At 58.4% G+C, this 14,836-nt stretch carries 18 protein-coding genes and 1 other RNA gene; 10 read left to right on the plus strand and 9 right to left on the minus strand.

All coding sequences use genetic code 11. The features are described 5' to 3' along the window. Genes tatB through AC13D2_RS07165 form a run of 3 tightly spaced genes read left to right on the plus strand, consistent with a single transcriptional unit; the run spans nt 1 to nt 2,023 of the window. On the plus strand, nt 1–516 hold the full coding sequence (gene tatB / locus AC13D2_RS07155; RefSeq protein ID WP_300497175.1) for a Sec-independent protein translocase protein TatB: 516 nt from the start codon (nt 1–3) through the stop codon (nt 514–516). Next, nucleotides 513–1,307, plus strand: coding sequence for a twin-arginine translocase subunit TatC (gene tatC / locus AC13D2_RS07160; protein WP_292048734.1), 795 nt, complete (start codon nt 513–515; stop codon nt 1,305–1,307). The genes tatB and tatC overlap by 4 nt, the downstream gene beginning before the upstream one ends. Continuing rightward, nucleotides 1,304–2,023, plus strand: a complete 720-nt coding sequence (locus AC13D2_RS07165; RefSeq protein ID WP_292048735.1) for a 16S rRNA (uracil(1498)-N(3))-methyltransferase — start codon at nt 1,304–1,306, stop codon at nt 2,021–2,023. Before tatC ends, AC13D2_RS07165 begins: the two co-directional genes overlap by 4 nt. Nucleotide 2,024: 1 nt before the next feature. Here AC13D2_RS07165 and AC13D2_RS07170 read toward each other — a convergent pair whose 3' ends face one another. The 5 genes from AC13D2_RS07170 to AC13D2_RS07190 are packed head-to-tail and all read right to left on the minus strand — an operon-like array spanning nt 2,025 to nt 7,437. After that, complete coding sequence (locus tag AC13D2_RS07170; protein WP_300497170.1) at nt 2,025–2,939, minus strand: DUF808 domain-containing protein; 915 nt, start codon at nt 2,937–2,939, stop codon at nt 2,025–2,027. 52 nt (nt 2,940–2,991) lie between these two features. Then, nucleotides 2,992–4,215: a UbiH/UbiF/VisC/COQ6 family ubiquinone biosynthesis hydroxylase gene (locus AC13D2_RS07175; RefSeq protein ID WP_292048737.1), complete on the minus strand. Its 1,224-nt coding sequence runs from the start codon at nt 4,213–4,215 to the stop codon at nt 2,992–2,994. After that, nucleotides 4,208–5,488 (minus strand): 2-octaprenyl-6-methoxyphenyl hydroxylase, encoded by a 1,281-nt coding sequence (ubiH, locus tag AC13D2_RS07180; protein WP_482938390.1) that lies wholly within the window; start codon nt 5,486–5,488, stop codon nt 4,208–4,210. Before ubiH ends, AC13D2_RS07175 begins: the two co-directional genes overlap by 8 nt. 2 nt (nt 5,489–5,490) lie before the next feature. Then, nucleotides 5,491–6,813: a Xaa-Pro aminopeptidase gene (gene pepP, locus AC13D2_RS07185; protein WP_482938391.1), complete on the minus strand. Its 1,323-nt coding sequence runs from the start codon at nt 6,811–6,813 to the stop codon at nt 5,491–5,493. A 27-nt stretch (nt 6,814–6,840) separates the two neighbouring features. Beyond that, nucleotides 6,841–7,437, minus strand: coding sequence for a UPF0149 family protein (locus AC13D2_RS07190; RefSeq protein WP_292048740.1), 597 nt, complete (start codon nt 7,435–7,437; stop codon nt 6,841–6,843). A gap of 140 nt (nt 7,438–7,577) precedes the next feature. On the opposite strand from AC13D2_RS07190, the gene AC13D2_RS07195 reads away from it, so the two are divergent. Further along, entirely contained in the window at nt 7,578–8,207 is a 630-nt protein-coding gene (locus AC13D2_RS07195; protein ID WP_482938392.1) for a ZrgA family zinc uptake protein, read from the plus strand. Nucleotides 8,208–8,230: 23 nt separating this feature from the next. Here the strand turns inward: AC13D2_RS07195 and AC13D2_RS07200 are convergent, their stop codons facing one another. Then, nucleotides 8,231–8,773 (minus strand): DUF3299 domain-containing protein, encoded by a 543-nt coding sequence (locus AC13D2_RS07200; protein WP_421911414.1) that lies wholly within the window; start codon nt 8,771–8,773, stop codon nt 8,231–8,233. 49 nt (nt 8,774–8,822) lie between these two features. Between AC13D2_RS07200 and AC13D2_RS07205 the strand changes: the two genes are divergently transcribed. The 5 genes from AC13D2_RS07205 (at nt 8,823) to ssrS (ending at nt 11,684) form a co-directional block, all read left to right on the plus strand. After that, on the plus strand, nt 8,823–9,563 hold the full coding sequence (locus AC13D2_RS07205; RefSeq protein WP_482938393.1) for an ATP-binding cassette domain-containing protein: 741 nt from the start codon (nt 8,823–8,825) through the stop codon (nt 9,561–9,563). Next, the gene (locus AC13D2_RS07210) at nt 9,560–10,834 is read left to right on the plus strand and encodes an ABC transporter permease (RefSeq protein WP_300497159.1); all 1,275 of its coding nucleotides are present in this window, start codon (nt 9,560–9,562) and stop codon (nt 10,832–10,834) included. The genes AC13D2_RS07205 and AC13D2_RS07210 overlap by 4 nt, the downstream gene beginning before the upstream one ends. 102 nt (nt 10,835–10,936) lie before the next feature. Further along, on the plus strand, nt 10,937–11,143 hold the full coding sequence (locus AC13D2_RS07215; RefSeq protein ID WP_292048743.1) for a TIGR02449 family protein: 207 nt from the start codon (nt 10,937–10,939) through the stop codon (nt 11,141–11,143). After that, on the plus strand, nt 11,143–11,439 hold the full coding sequence (locus AC13D2_RS07220) for a cell division protein ZapA (protein WP_007153201.1): 297 nt from the start codon (nt 11,143–11,145) through the stop codon (nt 11,437–11,439). The genes AC13D2_RS07215 and AC13D2_RS07220 overlap by 1 nt, the downstream gene beginning before the upstream one ends. 64 nt (nt 11,440–11,503) lie before the next feature. Next, a non-coding RNA gene (gene ssrS, locus AC13D2_RS07225) (6S RNA) lies at nt 11,504–11,684 on the plus strand. A gap of 18 nt (nt 11,685–11,702) precedes the next feature. On the opposite strand, the gene AC13D2_RS07230 is transcribed toward ssrS, so the two are convergent. After that, nucleotides 11,703–12,086 (minus strand): DUF2750 domain-containing protein, encoded by a 384-nt coding sequence (locus tag AC13D2_RS07230; protein WP_482938394.1) that lies wholly within the window; start codon nt 12,084–12,086, stop codon nt 11,703–11,705. Between the two features lie 137 nt (nt 12,087–12,223). On the opposite strand from AC13D2_RS07230, the gene AC13D2_RS07235 reads away from it, so the two are divergent. After that, complete coding sequence (locus tag AC13D2_RS07235; RefSeq protein ID WP_292048746.1) at nt 12,224–12,874, plus strand: 5-formyltetrahydrofolate cyclo-ligase; 651 nt, start codon at nt 12,224–12,226, stop codon at nt 12,872–12,874. A 3-nt stretch (nt 12,875–12,877) separates the two neighbouring features. Here AC13D2_RS07235 and AC13D2_RS07240 read toward each other — a convergent pair whose 3' ends face one another. Both AC13D2_RS07240 and ilvA read right to left on the minus strand, forming a co-directional pair. Then, nucleotides 12,878–13,027 (minus strand): hypothetical protein, encoded by a 150-nt coding sequence (locus AC13D2_RS07240; protein ID WP_292048747.1) that lies wholly within the window; start codon nt 13,025–13,027, stop codon nt 12,878–12,880. Between the two features lie 271 nt (nt 13,028–13,298). Next, nucleotides 13,299–14,834, minus strand: a complete 1,536-nt coding sequence (gene ilvA / locus AC13D2_RS07245; protein WP_292048748.1) for a threonine ammonia-lyase, biosynthetic — start codon at nt 14,832–14,834, stop codon at nt 13,299–13,301. Nucleotides 14,835–14,836: the final 2 nt, after the last annotated feature.

The raw sequence follows: 14,836 nt of genomic DNA on the forward strand, positions 1-14,836 counted from the left end.
ATGTTTGATATCGGCTTTGTCGAGCTGCTGATCTGCGGCGTTATTGCGTTACTGGTTCTCGGCCCCGAGCGCCTGCCTACAGCAGCCCGGGCAGCCGGGCGCTGGATTGGTGGTGCCCGTCGCATGGTGAGCCAGTTTTCATCGGAACTCGACCGCCAACTCAAGGCGGAAGAACTTCGTGAAGAACTGCGCAAGGCCGGCGATGTCGGCCTGGATGATGTGCAGAAATCGGTTCGCGGCGCCCTGGACGAGGCCAAGAAATACGAGCACATGGTTCTGTCCGACGACGAAAAGGCTAAACACCGGCCCGCGCCTGCAACCCGGCGGATTGCCACGCAGTCAGAGCCCAAGACGGAACCCATGCTGGACCCGGAGGAAGACCCAACCTCGGCCAACGGCTCCGGCCATGCCTCTCTGGACCCTGAGGGTCCGCCGCGAGAAGATGACAAGGCGCAGGACCCTTCGGCCGATGGCACCCCGAAACAACAGGAAAGCACGCCGGATAACCGTTCATGACAACCCAGCCTGACGGCAAAAACGCCCCTCGTCCCGAAGATACCCAGCCGGAAATGCCGCTGGTGGAACACTTGCTGGAGCTGCGCAACCGTCTGCTGAAAATGGTGTTGGCGGTGATCATCTGCTTTGCCGCCATCTATCCGTTCGCAAACGAACTCTACCTGCTGATATCGCAACCCTTGCGGGATTTGCTGCCCGTCGGCCAGACCATGATCGCAACGGACATCACGTCGCCGTTCTTTGCCCCCTTGAAACTGGCTCTGGTGTTGGCCGTTTTCGTGGCCATTCCGGTGATTCTATACCAGCTCTGGAGCTTTATTGCGCCGGGCCTGTATGCCCACGAGAAGAAACTCGCGTTCCCCTTGCTGTTTACCTCAGTCGTCCTGTTCTATCTGGGGGCGGCATTTGCCTACTACGTGGTGTTCCCACTGGTGTTCGGATTTTTCACCGCCATCGGCCCGGAAGGCATTGTCGAGTTGCCGGATATCAGCAGCTACCTCAATTTCGTACTGAAAATGTTCTTCGCCTTCGGTGTTGCCTTTGAAATTCCCATCGCCACCATACTGCTGATTCTCACCGGTGCCACCACGCCTGAGGACCTCGCTGCAAAACGCCCATACATTGTGGTGGGCTGCTTCGTGATCGGCATGCTGCTTACTCCGCCAGATATCATCTCCCAGACCCTACTGGCCTTACCCATGTGGCTGCTGTTTGAGCTGGGCATCCTGTTTGGGCGACTCGCCAGACGGGAAGTGGAATCACCTGACGCAACGGATGCCTCCAACGAATGAATCTGGCGCTATTATTCCCGGATGATTTCGTGGCTGCAGACAGAGCCATATTGAAAGGCCGCCGACTGGCGCACTTGAATTCAGTGTTGAAGGTGTCGGAAGGCGACCTGGTCCCTGTGGGGCTGGCAGACGGAGAGATTGGAACGGGCCGCGTGCTCCAGCTCACCAATACTGAGGCTGTACTACAGGTGGAATTGACCACCCCACCCCCTGCTCCCATACCCCTTACCTTGATTCTCGCCATGCCGCGGCCAAAAATGTTCCGTCGCGTGCTGCAGACCTGTGCCACCCTTGGGGTTAAGGACATCTGGCTGATAAACGCCTACAAGGTGGAAAAAAGCTTCTGGCAAACACCGTGGCTCTCAGAAGATAACCTGAGGGAAAACATGGCATTGGGGCTTGAGCAGGCACGAGACACCCGCCTCCCCCGCGTTCGTATCCGCAAGCTGTTCAAGCCGTTTGTGGAGGATGAACTACCGGCACTTATGGAAAACACCCGGGCGCTTGTCGCCCACCCCGGCACCCGCACGCCGTGCCCAGCCATGATCAACGAGCCCGCCACCCTGTGTATAGGCCCGGAAGGAGGATTCATTCCCTATGAAGTCGACAAACTGGTCGAGGCAGGTTGCGAGGCGGTACACCTTGGCAGCCGCATCCTTCGGGTGGAAACCGCCGTACCGGTGCTGGTCAGCCGCCTTTTCGATGCCTGCGTTTAATTCAGGCCGAACGCGCCTTCCACAGCTTTGTCAGTGGTGTGATCACCGCCACCAGTAACGCCCCCACCGCAACGCCGAAAAGGCCGTCCGCAAGCACCGGAATAACGGCCTGCCCAACACCACCGAAACCTTCGACAAAATGACGAATGGCTTCAGACACCGGCGGCAGCCCATGGGTGAGAATGCCACCACCCACCAGGAACATGGCAATGGTCCCCAGCACTGACAAGGCTTTCATCATCCAGGGAGCAAACCAGAGGATGCCCTCCCCAACTCGCCTGGCTAACGGGCTTTCTTTCTGGCTAAGGTACAGACCGCCATCGTCCAGCTTCACAATACCGGCCACCAGTCCATAGACACCGATGGTGATCATTACCGCGACGACCGTCAGCACCATAAACTGCATTCCGATGCTTTGACTGCTGACTGTTCCCAGGGTAATCGCTATGATTTCAGCCGACAGGATAAAGTCTGTGCGGATCGCGCCTTTGATCTTGTCTTTCTCAACCGTTTTCAGATCGGCGTCGGGATCTTTGAGGGCGTTGTGGAGCTCTTCCTTGTGTTGCTCATCTTCCTGCCTGTGCAGGAACCGGTGAGAAATTTTTTCAAACCCCTCAAAGCAGAGAAAGGCGCCACCCAGCATCAGTAGGGGAATCACCAACCAGGGCACGAAGAAACTGATGGCAAGAGCGCCCGGAACCAGAATGGCCTTGTTGAGCATGGAGCCCTTCGCCACCGCCCAGACCACCGGCAGCTCCCGTGCGGGTTTCACACCGGTTACCTGCTGGGCATTGAGCGCAAGGTCATCCCCCAACACACCAGCCGTTTTCTTGGTGGCTGCCTTGGTCATCAATGCAACATCGTCCAGAACCGTGGCGATGTCATCAATCAATACGAGAAGACTGCTGGCAGCCATAACGAATTCCTTTTGGTTCAACTACGTTGGTGGTGCGCCCCGCAAGCCATGATCAGGCATCCAGCCCCATGGCCTCGGCCGCAATACGGTTCTTGATTGGTCCAAGCTGGTTCAGCCAGCGCATGCCGGTATTGCGCAGCCAACGCACAGTCAACTCATCACGGCCAAACAGGTGCTTGAAACCTTCCATGGCCGCCATCATCGCGAGATTCTCACCCTTGCGACGACGCTGGTAACGGGCCAGCACAAGCTCGTTGTCTGGATCAATGCCTTTGCTCCGGGCACTGGCCAGTTCGTCCAGCAATGCACGAACATCCCCATAACCCAGATTCGCCCCCTGGCCGGCCAGGGGATGAATGGTATGGGCTGCATCGCCCACCAGCGCGAAGCCGGTGGCAATGTATTCCTTGGCGTGGCGTTGACGCAAAGGAAATGCGTGGCGACGGGAAACGACATCCACTGCGCCCAGTTCACGCTCTATCGCACGCTCCAGTTCCGCCTTGAAAACATCATCCTCCAGCGCCATCAGGCGCCGGGCCTCTTCGGTATCCTGGGACCAGACAATGGAGCAGAAATGCTCATCGCCGGACTCCGTCAGCAATGGCAGGAACGCCAGTGGCCCAGTGGGCGAAAACCGTTGCCAGGCCGTAAAGCCGTGGCTCTGGGCAGTTCGAACGGTGCATACGATGGCCTGCTGGCCGTAATCCCACTCGCGGGTCGGCAACCCGACCCACTGGCGCAGTCGGGAATGGGCACCGTCCGCAGCTACTACAAGCCTGGCCCCTATGGCCTGACCGTCTTCAAGGCGTATGCCACGCGTCTGCTCATCCTGCCACCAGCCACTCACCCTGACGCCATCAATCAGAGTCGCAGTACTATCGGCCAGGGCGTCAAACAATGCCCGTACAATTCGACGGTTCTCGATGATGGTCCCCAATGCTGGTGCCCGGAGTTCTGCCGCCTCGAACTGGATGCGACCGGTGCCATCGCCGTCCCATACGGTCATCGTCTGGTAGGGACAATGGCGACCAGCGGTTATGTCCGACCATACCCCCAACTGTTCCAGCAGGCGCTGACTGGCGACCGAAATGGCGCTCACGCGAGGATCGAAATCCTCCACCGATGCTGCTTCTCCGGGGGCCTGCATCAAGGACTTTCGGTCGGCGCCTTCCACCAGCCCGACATTCCAGCCCTGCCGCGACAAGCCCAGCGCAAGGGCCGAGCCCACCATGCCGCCGCCGACCACCAGAATATCGAATTGCGGTTGCTCACTCATGGTCATTACGTTCCGGGAAAGCGTTGTCAGGAGTGCGAAGTTCGGCCCGGCGCCCACCCATGCCCATGGCCTGGCGAGCAAACCAGCGCTTGGCGCCAGGCAACAGATCCAGCCCCATCAGGCCAGCGTCGCGTGCCGTGGTCACCAGGGGCAAGTGATTGCCGAAGAGCTGGATCAGTGAATCGGAAAACCGCACTGTCTGTTGCCAGTCCCGGCGATGACGAATCTGGTAAGCGTTAAGTACTCCCAGGCTGCCCAGGGGTTGCTGCTGCTCGACCGCCACACGAAACTGCTCAACCAGAGCCGTTAGCCCCCTTAAGGCCAGGTTGAAGCCCTGACCGGCAACCGGATGAAGGGTGTGCGCCGCATTGCCTACCAACACAACACCGGGGCGAACCGCCTCATCCACGGTTTTCAAGGTCAGCGGATAGTGGCTGCATTCCCCGATGTGGGTAAACCGCCCGAGACGCCAGCCAAACCGTTGCTGAAGCCGCTGACACTTGTCCTCATCACTCAGCGACAGCAGTTCCTCAAGTGCCCCACTGCTCAGGGTCCAGACCAACGCGGCAGTGGTTCCCGCCCGGATTGGTGAGCCGTGAGGCAACAACGCCATAGGGCCAGCATCGGTGAAACGCTCGAACGCCGTGAACCCGTGGCTATCGGAGGTGGAAACATTGGCGATCAGGGCATGCTGATCATAGGCCTGTTCGTTGGCCCGGAAGCCCAGCGTTTCACGCAGGCCGGAGCGGCCACCGTCAGCCACCACCAGGCACTGCGCAGTCAGTTCCCGTTCGCCGTTGTCGGCACCCAGGGTAACGCGGACACCCTCCGGTAGCGGCTGCATGGCGGTTACTTCCGCCGGCGCTTCCCAGACCACATCGGTCTGCAGCAGCTCCCGCATCAGGCACAGCCCCATCCAGCGGTTGTCCGCCACATAGCCCAGGGCCTCCTGTTGGTGCTCGGCCGCGTTCAGGCGCGTGGCGCCAAAATGCCCACGGTCCGATACATGAATATGGCGAATGGGCGTAGCGTGCTCGGAGAGCCGTTGCCACAGGCCCAATTCTTCAAAGATCAACCTTGAGCCCCAGGCCAGCGCCGTGGAACGAGCATCGTAGCTGGGCTGATAGCTGTCCGGCAGGGCCTCCGGAGACAACGGAAACGCCTCCACCACGGTCACCCGCAGTTGCGGCAGGGTTCTCGCCAGCGCCAACGCCAGGGTGGCTCCCGCCAGCCCGCCACCGGCGATAATGATATCGGTATCGTGCTGGTTCACGGTCAGTCGGCCATCAGCGCTTCAATCTCGGGAATGGTCTTGGGAACCGCATCAGTGAGGACCCGACAGCCCTCTTTCGTCACCACCACGTCATCCTCAATGCGAATGCCGATACCACGCCACTTCTCATCCACGCTGGTGTTATCCGGCGCCACATATAACCCGGGCTCCACGGTCAGCGCCATGCCTGGCTCCAATTCCCGCCACGCATCGCCCACCTTGTAGTCCCCGACATCATGTACATCCAGGCCCAGCCAGTGGCCAGTACGGTGCATGAAAAACGGTTTGAACGCCTGCTCCTCGATGGCCTGCTCTACTGTCGTATCCTTGAGCAGGCCAAGCTCGATCAAGCCCTGGGTAAGCACTTTCAGTGCGGCCTGGTGGGGGTGGTCCCAGTGATTCCCGGGACGGACTTCCTCAATGGCCGCGTACTGGGCCGCCAGAACCACTTCATACAGGGCCCGCTGCTCATGGCTGAACTTTCCGCTGACCGGGAAGGTACGGGTGATATCGGAGGCGTAGCATTCCAATTCACAGCCCGCGTCGATGAGCACCAGATCACCCTCGTTCAACGGGGCGCTGTTTTCGATGTAGTGGAGGATGCAGGCGTTCTGGCCGCCACCCACAATCGACGGATAAGCCGTGGAGCGGGCACCATTTTCCATGAAGGTGTGAATCAGCTCAGCTTCCAGGGCGTATTCAAAGACACCTTTGCCGGCCCGCTTCATTGCCCGCTTGTGGGCCTCACAACTGATCTCACCGGCCCTGGCCATCACCTTGATTTCCGCTGCGCTCTTGTACAGGCGCAGGTCGTGGAGCAGGTGCTCCAAGGCTACGAACTCTCCTGGCGGATGAGCACCCGAGCGAACCTTGCTGCGGATCATCTTGACCCAGTCCATCACCTTGGCATCAAAATTATGATCCTTGCCCAGTGGGTAATATACCCGGCTGCGGCCTTCGATCATGCCGGGCAGGATGTCGTCAATGTCGGCAATGGGAAAGGCATCGTCCAGGCCGAAGGTCTCGATAGCACCCTCGGGGCCGGCCAGGAAACCATCCCACAGCTCCTTTTCCGGATTTCGTTCCTTACAGAAGAGAACGGACTCACCATGCTCCCGGCCGGGAATCAGCACCAACACCGCTTCCGGCTCGCCAAATCCGGTCAGATAGTGGAAGTCACTGTCCTGACGAAACGGATGCAGGACATCCCGATTACGCACCCGTTCGGGGGCGGCCGGCAGGATGGCAATGCTGTCCGACGCCATTCGCTCCATCAGCCGGTGCCGGCGATCGTTGAATTCCTTGACGGGTATCAGTGAAGCCATAATGTCTCCCACGGGTATCAGCGTTGTTCAGTGCAAAGTCGGGGTATTGGGTGACGGCTTTTCCGGCGGATTGAACTCAGTGAACACCGCCAGCGCACCCAGACGTACATATTCGACGATTTCCATCAGTTGTTGTTCGCTTTCATCGTCCGGCTCGTCATCATCGGCCACCTGACTGATCGCCACCATGTCTTCAATGAGCTCTCGAATCTCGTCCGGCGCCTCGCCCAGTGCCTGGCCAGCGGACAGCGCCATACCCTCAAGGAAACCACGCACCCAGGAGGTGAGCGCTTCCAGTCGCTGCTCGATGGCGTAATCGTCATCCGGCAGCAAGGGCTGAAAACTCATATCGGTAGCCTTCAGCAACTCGAGCGTCTGGCTATAGGCCGAGGCCATAAATTCCCGCAGTTCGTCCGATTCGTCGATCGCAGCCTGGGGCAGGCCCATGTGCTCACAAACCATGGCCAGCCATTCCTCTTCACTAATACGTGCGCCAACAGCAAGCCGGCCACAAAGTACGCCGTGGAGCTCCGATGGATGACTGAAAGCCTTGTGAGCGGTAAACACATTGGCCCAGCGCTCAAAGGCGACGGCGCGGGCGTTGGAGGTGTCGGTTTCGGACATGAAACGGGACGGTCCTGTATGAATGAGTGAAGGCCCTATCCTAGCATTCAGGCGCATTTAAGACACTTGCCCTCTTGATTCCGGACCGGGAAAGAGTAAATTATGTTATAACATATCAATACCAAGGAGAGCCGTTAGCCATGTCCGCCAAATGCATACCCCCCAACCGTCCCCGCTCGCTGCATAAACTTGGATGCATGATCGCCGCCTGCAGCCTGGCACCGGTGGCGCTGGCCGCCGACAATCCCGGCGCCCACGAGCACGGCCATGCCCGATTGCAGATGGCGGTGGAAGAAAACCGTATTGACCTGATGCTCAATTCCCCGGCTTACAATCTCGCCGGGTTCGAGCATGGCGCCCGCACGGACGCGGAGAAAAGCCGGTTGGCGGACATTAGCCGCTGGCTGGAAACCACGCCGCTGATCAACACCGCAGCGGACGACTGCCGCGTGACAGCCGCTGCTGTGGAACTCGGCGGGGAAGAAGAAAACCATGATGGGGATACTCATCACGATCACGGCCACGACGAGCACGATCATCACGAGGACGGACATCACGACAAAGAACATCATGGGGAAGCCACTCATCGGGAATACGATGTATCCCAGCAACTGGAATGCAACCGCATCGACGCCGACCAGGAATTCACATCGGCACTGATGGAGAGGTTCGAGGGCATGGAGGAACTCACCATTGAATGGGTCAGCCCCTCCAGCCAGGGCAGTGCCCGGCTGGCACCTTCAAACCGGGCATTCACTGTCAACAACTGACTTACGAACGCCCTGACGGGGCATTATTCCTCGTAGGGCGAGACGTTCTCCGCCACGATGGAGTATGAAGACGAAGCAATGTCGTTCTCGGTCTTCTCGATCATCAGGGTGCCCTCAATCCACACGGGATCGTAGAGTGCTTCCAGCTTGAAGCCTTTCTTGTATTTCACGTGGATGATCTGGTTGGGAGGGGGTGGCGGCACGTGTATGCAGGCGCCATAGTATGGCACCAGGAAAAACTCCAGAATGCGCATATCCTGCGTGGTTTTAAGCGGCACAACGAAACCTGGAATCCGGCCCGACCGACCATCCATTTCAGGCACCACACGGCCTGTCATGATCTCGTCCGGCAATGTGGCAGGGCCGTCACCCTCATGGGAGACTTCTGGCATATTCTCGAGTAGGTTGAGATCCTCCTCCGGCATCAATTCCAGCCAGTCGATCTCTTGCGAGGCGTCTTTTGCGCTAACCGCGGTTGAAAAGCTGATGGCGGCAACCAGCGTCACCATAAACAGGGTGGCAAACAGAGAGCGTTTCCGTGAGCGGGATTCCAGAGGTTCTGACATAAAACTGACGTCTCCTGTAACGATTCAGGGATCATACACCGGATGACCAATGCCTGACATGACCGGCAAGACAGACTTGCACAAAGAGAGCTCTGTAACCCCAGAGAGTTCCGTAACCCCACGGCAGACCCTCCGCATCAGCGAACTTACTTTTCGTTGGGACCGGACCCAGCCGGGCATCCGCTACCCCGACGTGGCACTGAACAGCGGTGAACACCTTTTCCTCCAAGGCCCCAGCGGCAGCGGTAAAAGCACACTCCTGAGCCTGCTGGGCGGCCTGATCGTACCGAATTCCGGTCGCCTGGAATTGCTGGGCACAGACCTGGCAGGCCTGACCAGCGGCCAGCGGGACCGTTTCAGGGCGGACCACATGGGCGTTATCTTTCAGCAGTTCAACCTGGTGCCTTATCTGAGCACGCTGAACAACGTCACACTGCCCTGCCGGCTGTCACAGAAACGCCGGGCGCGGGCCTTGTCTTCTCCGGAGGCAGAGGCGAAATCCCTGCTGACTGCCCTGGGCATCCCCCAGAACCATTGGCACCGACGTGTTACCACCCTCAGCGTCGGGCAACAACAGCGAGTAGCCGCCGCCAGAGCACTGACCGGCGCCCCGGAACTGATCCTGGCGGACGAGCCCACTTCTGCCCTGGACAGCGACAACCGGGACCGCTTTATCGAATTGTTGTTGGGGCTGGCAGCGGAAAAACACTCATCCGTTGTCTTTGTCAGTCACGACAGTAGCCTGGCGCAACGTTTTAACCACCAACTGGCCCTTGAGGTAACCCCATGAACCTGCGGCTGACGTTGTCTCTGGCCATGGCAAGCCTGTGGTATCGGCGCAGGGTACTGGCGCTGGTGACCCTGACCCTGACGCTCAGTATCACCTTGCTTTTGGGCGTTCAGTACCTTCGCACCGAAGTGAAGCAGTCCTTTACCAACACCATCTCCGGCACAGACCTGATCGTGGGCGCTCGCAGCGGCCAGCTGAACCTGCTGCTGTACACCGTCTTCCACATCGGTGACGCCACCAACAACATCCGCTGGAGTACCTACGAGAAGCTGCAGGAGGATGAACGCATCGGCTGGCTGGTGCCCATTTCGCTGGGCGACAGTTATCGCGGGCACCGGGTTGTGGGCACCAGCGAGCAGTTCCCGGAACATTTCCGCTACGGCCGGGACCAGCAACCCGAGTTGGCTGAGGGAGAATGGTTCGCCGATGTCTTCGACGTGGTGTTGGGGGCCGAGGTGGCCCTCACGCACGCCCACCAGACCGGCGACAGGGTTACCCTGTCCCATGGCGGCGGCAAGACCAGCTTCTCCAACCACAAGGACACTCCGTTCACGGTCACAGGCATCCTAGCCCCTACCGGCACACCGGTGGATCAGGCGGTTTACGTCAGCCTTGAGGGCCTGGAAGCCATCCATATTGGCTGGGAATCCGGTGTTGCCATCCCCGGGAGAACCGTCACACCCGAAGAGGCCAGGCAACGGGATCTCACACCGGACGCGATTACCGCCGCGTTCGTGGGCATCGACCGTAAAGTGCTGACGTTTCAGGTTCAGCGCCAGATCAATGAATCGCAGCTCGAACCACTATCAGCGATTCTTCCGGGGGTGGCACTCAGCGAACTGTGGCGAATCATGGGCCAGTTCGAAAAGGCCCTACTGGGGATCACCGGCTTTGTGGTGGTCACCAGTTTGATCGGGCTCGTGGCCGTGTTACTGACGCTGCAAGCGCAGCGCCGGCAGGAAGTGGCGATTCTCAGGGCTACCGGGGCTTCGCCGGCGCTCATCTCGGCATTGCACGTGATCGAGTGCGTTTTGCTGGCCATCGCGGCCTGCGGGCTCGCGATACTCGCCGGAGCGGCCGGCATCGCGGCTCTTAGCCCCTGGCTACTGGATACGTGGGGCGTTCAGGTAGGCCTGCGGCCGCTGAATGCAACGGAATGGTCGATCATCGCCAGTGTACCTCTGGCAGCATTGCTCGTGGGACTGATTCCGGCGCTCCAGGCCTGGCGTGGCAGCCGCAAACAGGGACTGGGACACGTGGCCCCCGAGTGACGGACATCACGCAACGCAGGCCATGACATCCCTGTAAATTGACCAACTTGCAGTCCACACTTATAGTTAGTTCACTTCTTTGATATAGGCGTTGGACGACTCATGGAACAGTCCGAACTACAGGCACTGGCGGACAAACTCGACAGATTGATCGAACACTGTCGCAAACTGGAACGTGACAACGCGATGCTGCGCGAGCTGCAGGACGACTGGAACCGTGAGCGGTCGCAGCTCATGCACAAGAATGATCTTGCCAAAAACAAGATCGAAGCCATGATAGGCCGCCTCCGGGCCCTGGAGCACCACTGATGCCACAGCAGCCGACAACCGTCGAAGTCAAGATTCTCGACAAGGAATACCTGGTCGCCTGCCCGCAGGAAGAGCAGGAAGCCCTTCTCCGCTCCGCCAGGCACCTGGACACCAAAATGCGGGAAATACGCGCCAGCGGCAAGGTATTCGGTACCGAACGTATTGCCGTGATGGCAGCTCTCAACATCACCAATGAAATGCTCGAGCGGGACACCATGTCGGACACCGCCAGTTCGATTCTCAACGCCATGGACGAAAAGCTCGATACCGCTTTGGGCGAAGGCACCGGTAACTAGTCTTTGCGCAGGAATCCGATTCAGGTGTTGCAATCAGCCCCGGCAATGCCCGTATAATAAATCTAACTTCCTGGGCTGTTCGCTGGTCGGATTCGTCCTCGAGCCGATGCGCACTACCCAGGTGGCTACTTCAGGGCATTGTGAGCACGTCCCCATATGGGGAAAGCCTAATATGTCACAGCGGCCACCGACCTTGAACTCTGGGTTCAAGGGCCACATCCGATAAACGGCAGCCCGGGAAGCTTTACTTTCAACCAAGGCCATCAGAAACTCGACAATTCATCCTGCAGGTCGCGTTTCAGCTCTTCCGGCTCGGTTATCCAAAGGGTTGCATCCACACCGGGCAGCACTCCAACGTCCAGCCCATCTTTCGTCAGACCCGGCACCCATTTCCTGAAAAAATCCGGCAACGGAATACACTTAGGCGTGAGATCCTCGGACCCTTTACCGTATTCCACCGCGAATGCCTCACTGGGCCATACCGGCAAATACTCCACATCGCCAACTTCAGACACGATTTTCAGGAAGCGATTCTCCGTATTCACCAGAATCCAGATTTCACGCTCCTCCCCGACTTGGCTCAGAAAATAGTCGTATCGTTCTTCGCCGTCTAATTCGAGGACACTCGTTAATGCATCTTGGTTCATGGATCGACCTGCTGTTGAACGAAAAAATTGAAGGGCCAATGATAGCGTATCGACCCTCCACACCGACATAACCAGAGACCGGTGACAGACGACATTTTTCTGTACAACAGGGGCAACCCGATGGTAGAAAAAGCGTTATGTTGACCAACGTTGTCTCACCCCAGCCCTTTGAAGAACGCCCTGACTCGCAATCCCGAAGCAATCTTCGCAAAGCCCTTCGGAAGAAGCGCCGCTCGCTGTCCGTGGAAGAACAACAGGTCGCCGCCGACCAGCTTGCGCTGAACCTGTTGAAACACCCCGACCTGTTCCGGGCCCGCCATGTCGCGGTTTACCTACCCAACGACGGTGAAATAGACCCCCAGGTCTACGTTCACGTTGCCCGCAGGCGGGGTATCCAATTCTATTTGCCGGTGCTGCATCCCGTTCACCGCGGCAGACTGGTCTTCAGCCCCTTTACCAATGGCACCGAACTGACAGCCAACCGCTTTGGCATTCCGGAACCGCCTTTCCATAAAGGACTGGAGCGGCCGCCATGGGCGCTGGATGCGGTGCTGTTTCCACTAGTAGGGTTTGATGGTTTTGGTGGCCGGCTGGGCATGGGTGGCGGCTTCTACGATCGCACCTTTGCGTTCACGCGAATCCGGCCACGCCTGGCACCGAAGCTGATCGGGCTGGCCCATGACTGTCAGAAAGTATCGGAGTTACCACTGGAGCCCTGGGATATCCCTCTACACAGCGTGGTGACTGACAGGGAACGATACCGAATGAGGGAAAAGAGTTTTCGGTAAGGTTTAGTCTCGAACGGCGGACACTGTTATGGCGTTGCTATCAGAAGCCGTCGGCTCATCGTCAGCGGCCTGAAGCGACGTGAAGCCTGTAATAACGAGGCCAACGGCGAAAATCAGCGCAATCGTCCGGATAATGTCAGGCTTGCGGCCCATGGGGGAAGTCTCCGGTGTTTTGAATAGTAAAATCGATCTAAATCAGTTAACTATTCTTGTTTTCAAGAATTAGACGAAAGACTAACACCTATCCGGCGTTTTACAATTTTTCACAGATTAAATTTTTGTAAGCTCAGCCAAAATTCGCCGAACCGGGGAGGGAATATCCTCCCGAAAATGTGCGGAGCCATGGATGGCGGAGCTCAAGCGCCACATGGATGTGCCCGAGCGTGTTTCGGGAGGGTATTCCCTCCCCGGTTCTCGCAGCAAATTACGAGGACTTGTTGTTCCCGGCTCCCAAAAACAGCTGATAAGCCTCGTTATCAGTCATGTTCTCGTAGCGGAAGCCAACCTTGCCGAGCATTTTCTCGAAGTCCTTCACTTCGTCGTCTTCCACCTGGGCTCCCAGCAAAACACGGCTGTAGGCGGCACCGTGGTTGCGGTAGTGGAACATGGAGATGTTCCAGCGGGTGCCAAGCGACATCAGGAACTTCAGCAACGCGCCCGGACGCTCCGGGAACTCAAACTGGAAAACCTTCTCGTTGGTTATCGTCGGGGCGTGGCCGCCCACCATATGACGAATATGCTGCTTGGCCAGATCGCTCTCAGTCAGGTCTATGACAGAATAACCGGTTTCCCGCAGATCCTGGATAAGGTCTTCACGGCCATGGCCGCCTGCCGCAATCTGGATGCCCACGAAGATGGTCGCATTGGTGGCATCGGCGTAGCGGTAATTGAACTCGGTGATGCTGCGCTTGTGCAGGGCGTTGATGAACGTCTTGAAGGCCCCCGGTTTTTCTGGAATGGTCACCGCCAGGATCGCTTCGCGTTTTTCGCCGATCTCCGTACGTTCCGAGATATAGCGCAGGCGGTCAAAGTTCATGTTGGCCCCGCTAAGGGTGGCCACCAGGTTTTCATTCTCGATCTGCTCGCGCTCGATGTACTTCTTGATGCCAGCCACGCCGAGCGCACCGGCCGGCTCAGCGATGGAGCGGGTATCTTCGAACACATCCTTGATCGCGGCGCAGATTTCGTCGGTGGAGACGGTGATCACCTCATCCACGTAGTCCTTGCAGATCTCCCAGGGGTATTTGCCGATCTGCTTGACGGCTACGCCGTCCGCGAAAATGCCCACTTCATCGAGCACCACCCGCTTGCCGGCCTTCATGGCCGCCTGCAGGCAGTTGGAATCCTCGGGTTCAACACCGATCACCTTGATTTCAGGGCGCAGGTATTTGATGTAAGCCGCTATGCCAGCAATCAGTCCGCCGCCGCCAACACAGACAAAGATGGCATGGATGGGTTTGCTGAACTGCCACATGATTTCCATGGCCACCGTGCCCTGCCCGGCGATCACGTCTGGATCGTCAAAGGGTGGGATGTAGGTGTACCCGTGCTTTGCAATCAATTCCTGGGCATGGGCTGCAGCTTCGTCAAAGGCATCGCCCTTGAGAACCACTTTGGCGCCGTGATCACGCACAGACCGCACTTTGATCTCTGGCGTGGTCTGGGGCATGACGATAACGGCCTTGATGCCCAGGTTCTTGGAAGCCAGGGCCACGCCCTGGGCATGGTTGCCGGCGGAGGCGCAAATCACACCCTTGGCTTTCTGCTCTTCAGAGAGCTGCGCAATCCGGTTGTAGGCACCGCGAATCTTGAAAGAAAACACCGGCTGAAGGTCCTCGCGCTTGAGCATAATGTTGTTGCCAAAGCGCTTGGAGAGGCTGCGGGCCTCAGTCAGCGGGGTCTCGATGGCCACATCGTAGACACGGGCATCGAGGATTTTCTTTATGTAGCGTTGCGGCATGG

The sequence above is a fragment of the Marinobacter sp. B-12 genome (assembly GCF_056857915.1).

Coding starts and splice junctions, on each gene's coding strand:
- tatB (WP_300497175.1), top strand. CDS start 1: ATGTTTGATATCGGCTTTGTCGAGCTGCTGATCTGCGGCGTTATTGCG.
- tatC (WP_292048734.1), top strand. CDS start 513: ATGACAACCCAGCCTGACGGCAAAAACGCCCCTCGTCCCGAAGATACC.
- AC13D2_RS07165 (WP_292048735.1), top strand. CDS start 1,304: ATGAATCTGGCGCTATTATTCCCGGATGATTTCGTGGCTGCAGACAGA.
- AC13D2_RS07170 (WP_300497170.1), bottom strand. CDS start 2,939: ATGGCTGCCAGCAGTCTTCTCGTATTGATTGATGACATCGCCACGGTT.
- AC13D2_RS07175 (WP_292048737.1), bottom strand. CDS start 4,215: ATGAGTGAGCAACCGCAATTCGATATTCTGGTGGTCGGCGGCGGCATG.
- pepP (WP_482938391.1), bottom strand. CDS start 6,813: ATGGCTTCACTGATACCCGTCAAGGAATTCAACGATCGCCGGCACCGG.
- AC13D2_RS07190 (WP_292048740.1), bottom strand. CDS start 7,437: ATGTCCGAAACCGACACCTCCAACGCCCGCGCCGTCGCCTTTGAGCGC.
- AC13D2_RS07195 (WP_482938392.1), top strand. CDS start 7,578: ATGTCCGCCAAATGCATACCCCCCAACCGTCCCCGCTCGCTGCATAAA.
- AC13D2_RS07200 (WP_421911414.1), bottom strand. CDS start 8,773: ATGTCAGAACCTCTGGAATCCCGCTCACGGAAACGCTCTCTGTTTGCC.
- AC13D2_RS07205 (WP_482938393.1), top strand. CDS start 8,823: ATGCCTGACATGACCGGCAAGACAGACTTGCACAAAGAGAGCTCTGTA.
- AC13D2_RS07210 (WP_300497159.1), top strand. CDS start 9,560: ATGAACCTGCGGCTGACGTTGTCTCTGGCCATGGCAAGCCTGTGGTAT.
- AC13D2_RS07215 (WP_292048743.1), top strand. CDS start 10,937: ATGGAACAGTCCGAACTACAGGCACTGGCGGACAAACTCGACAGATTG.
- AC13D2_RS07220 (WP_007153201.1), top strand. CDS start 11,143: ATGCCACAGCAGCCGACAACCGTCGAAGTCAAGATTCTCGACAAGGAA.
- AC13D2_RS07230 (WP_482938394.1), bottom strand. CDS start 12,086: ATGAACCAAGATGCATTAACGAGTGTCCTCGAATTAGACGGCGAAGAA.
- AC13D2_RS07235 (WP_292048746.1), top strand. CDS start 12,224: ATGTTGACCAACGTTGTCTCACCCCAGCCCTTTGAAGAACGCCCTGAC.
- AC13D2_RS07240 (WP_292048747.1), bottom strand. CDS start 13,027: ATGGGCCGCAAGCCTGACATTATCCGGACGATTGCGCTGATTTTCGCC.
- ilvA (WP_292048748.1), bottom strand. CDS start 14,834: ATGCCGCAACGCTACATAAAGAAAATCCTCGATGCCCGTGTCTACGAT.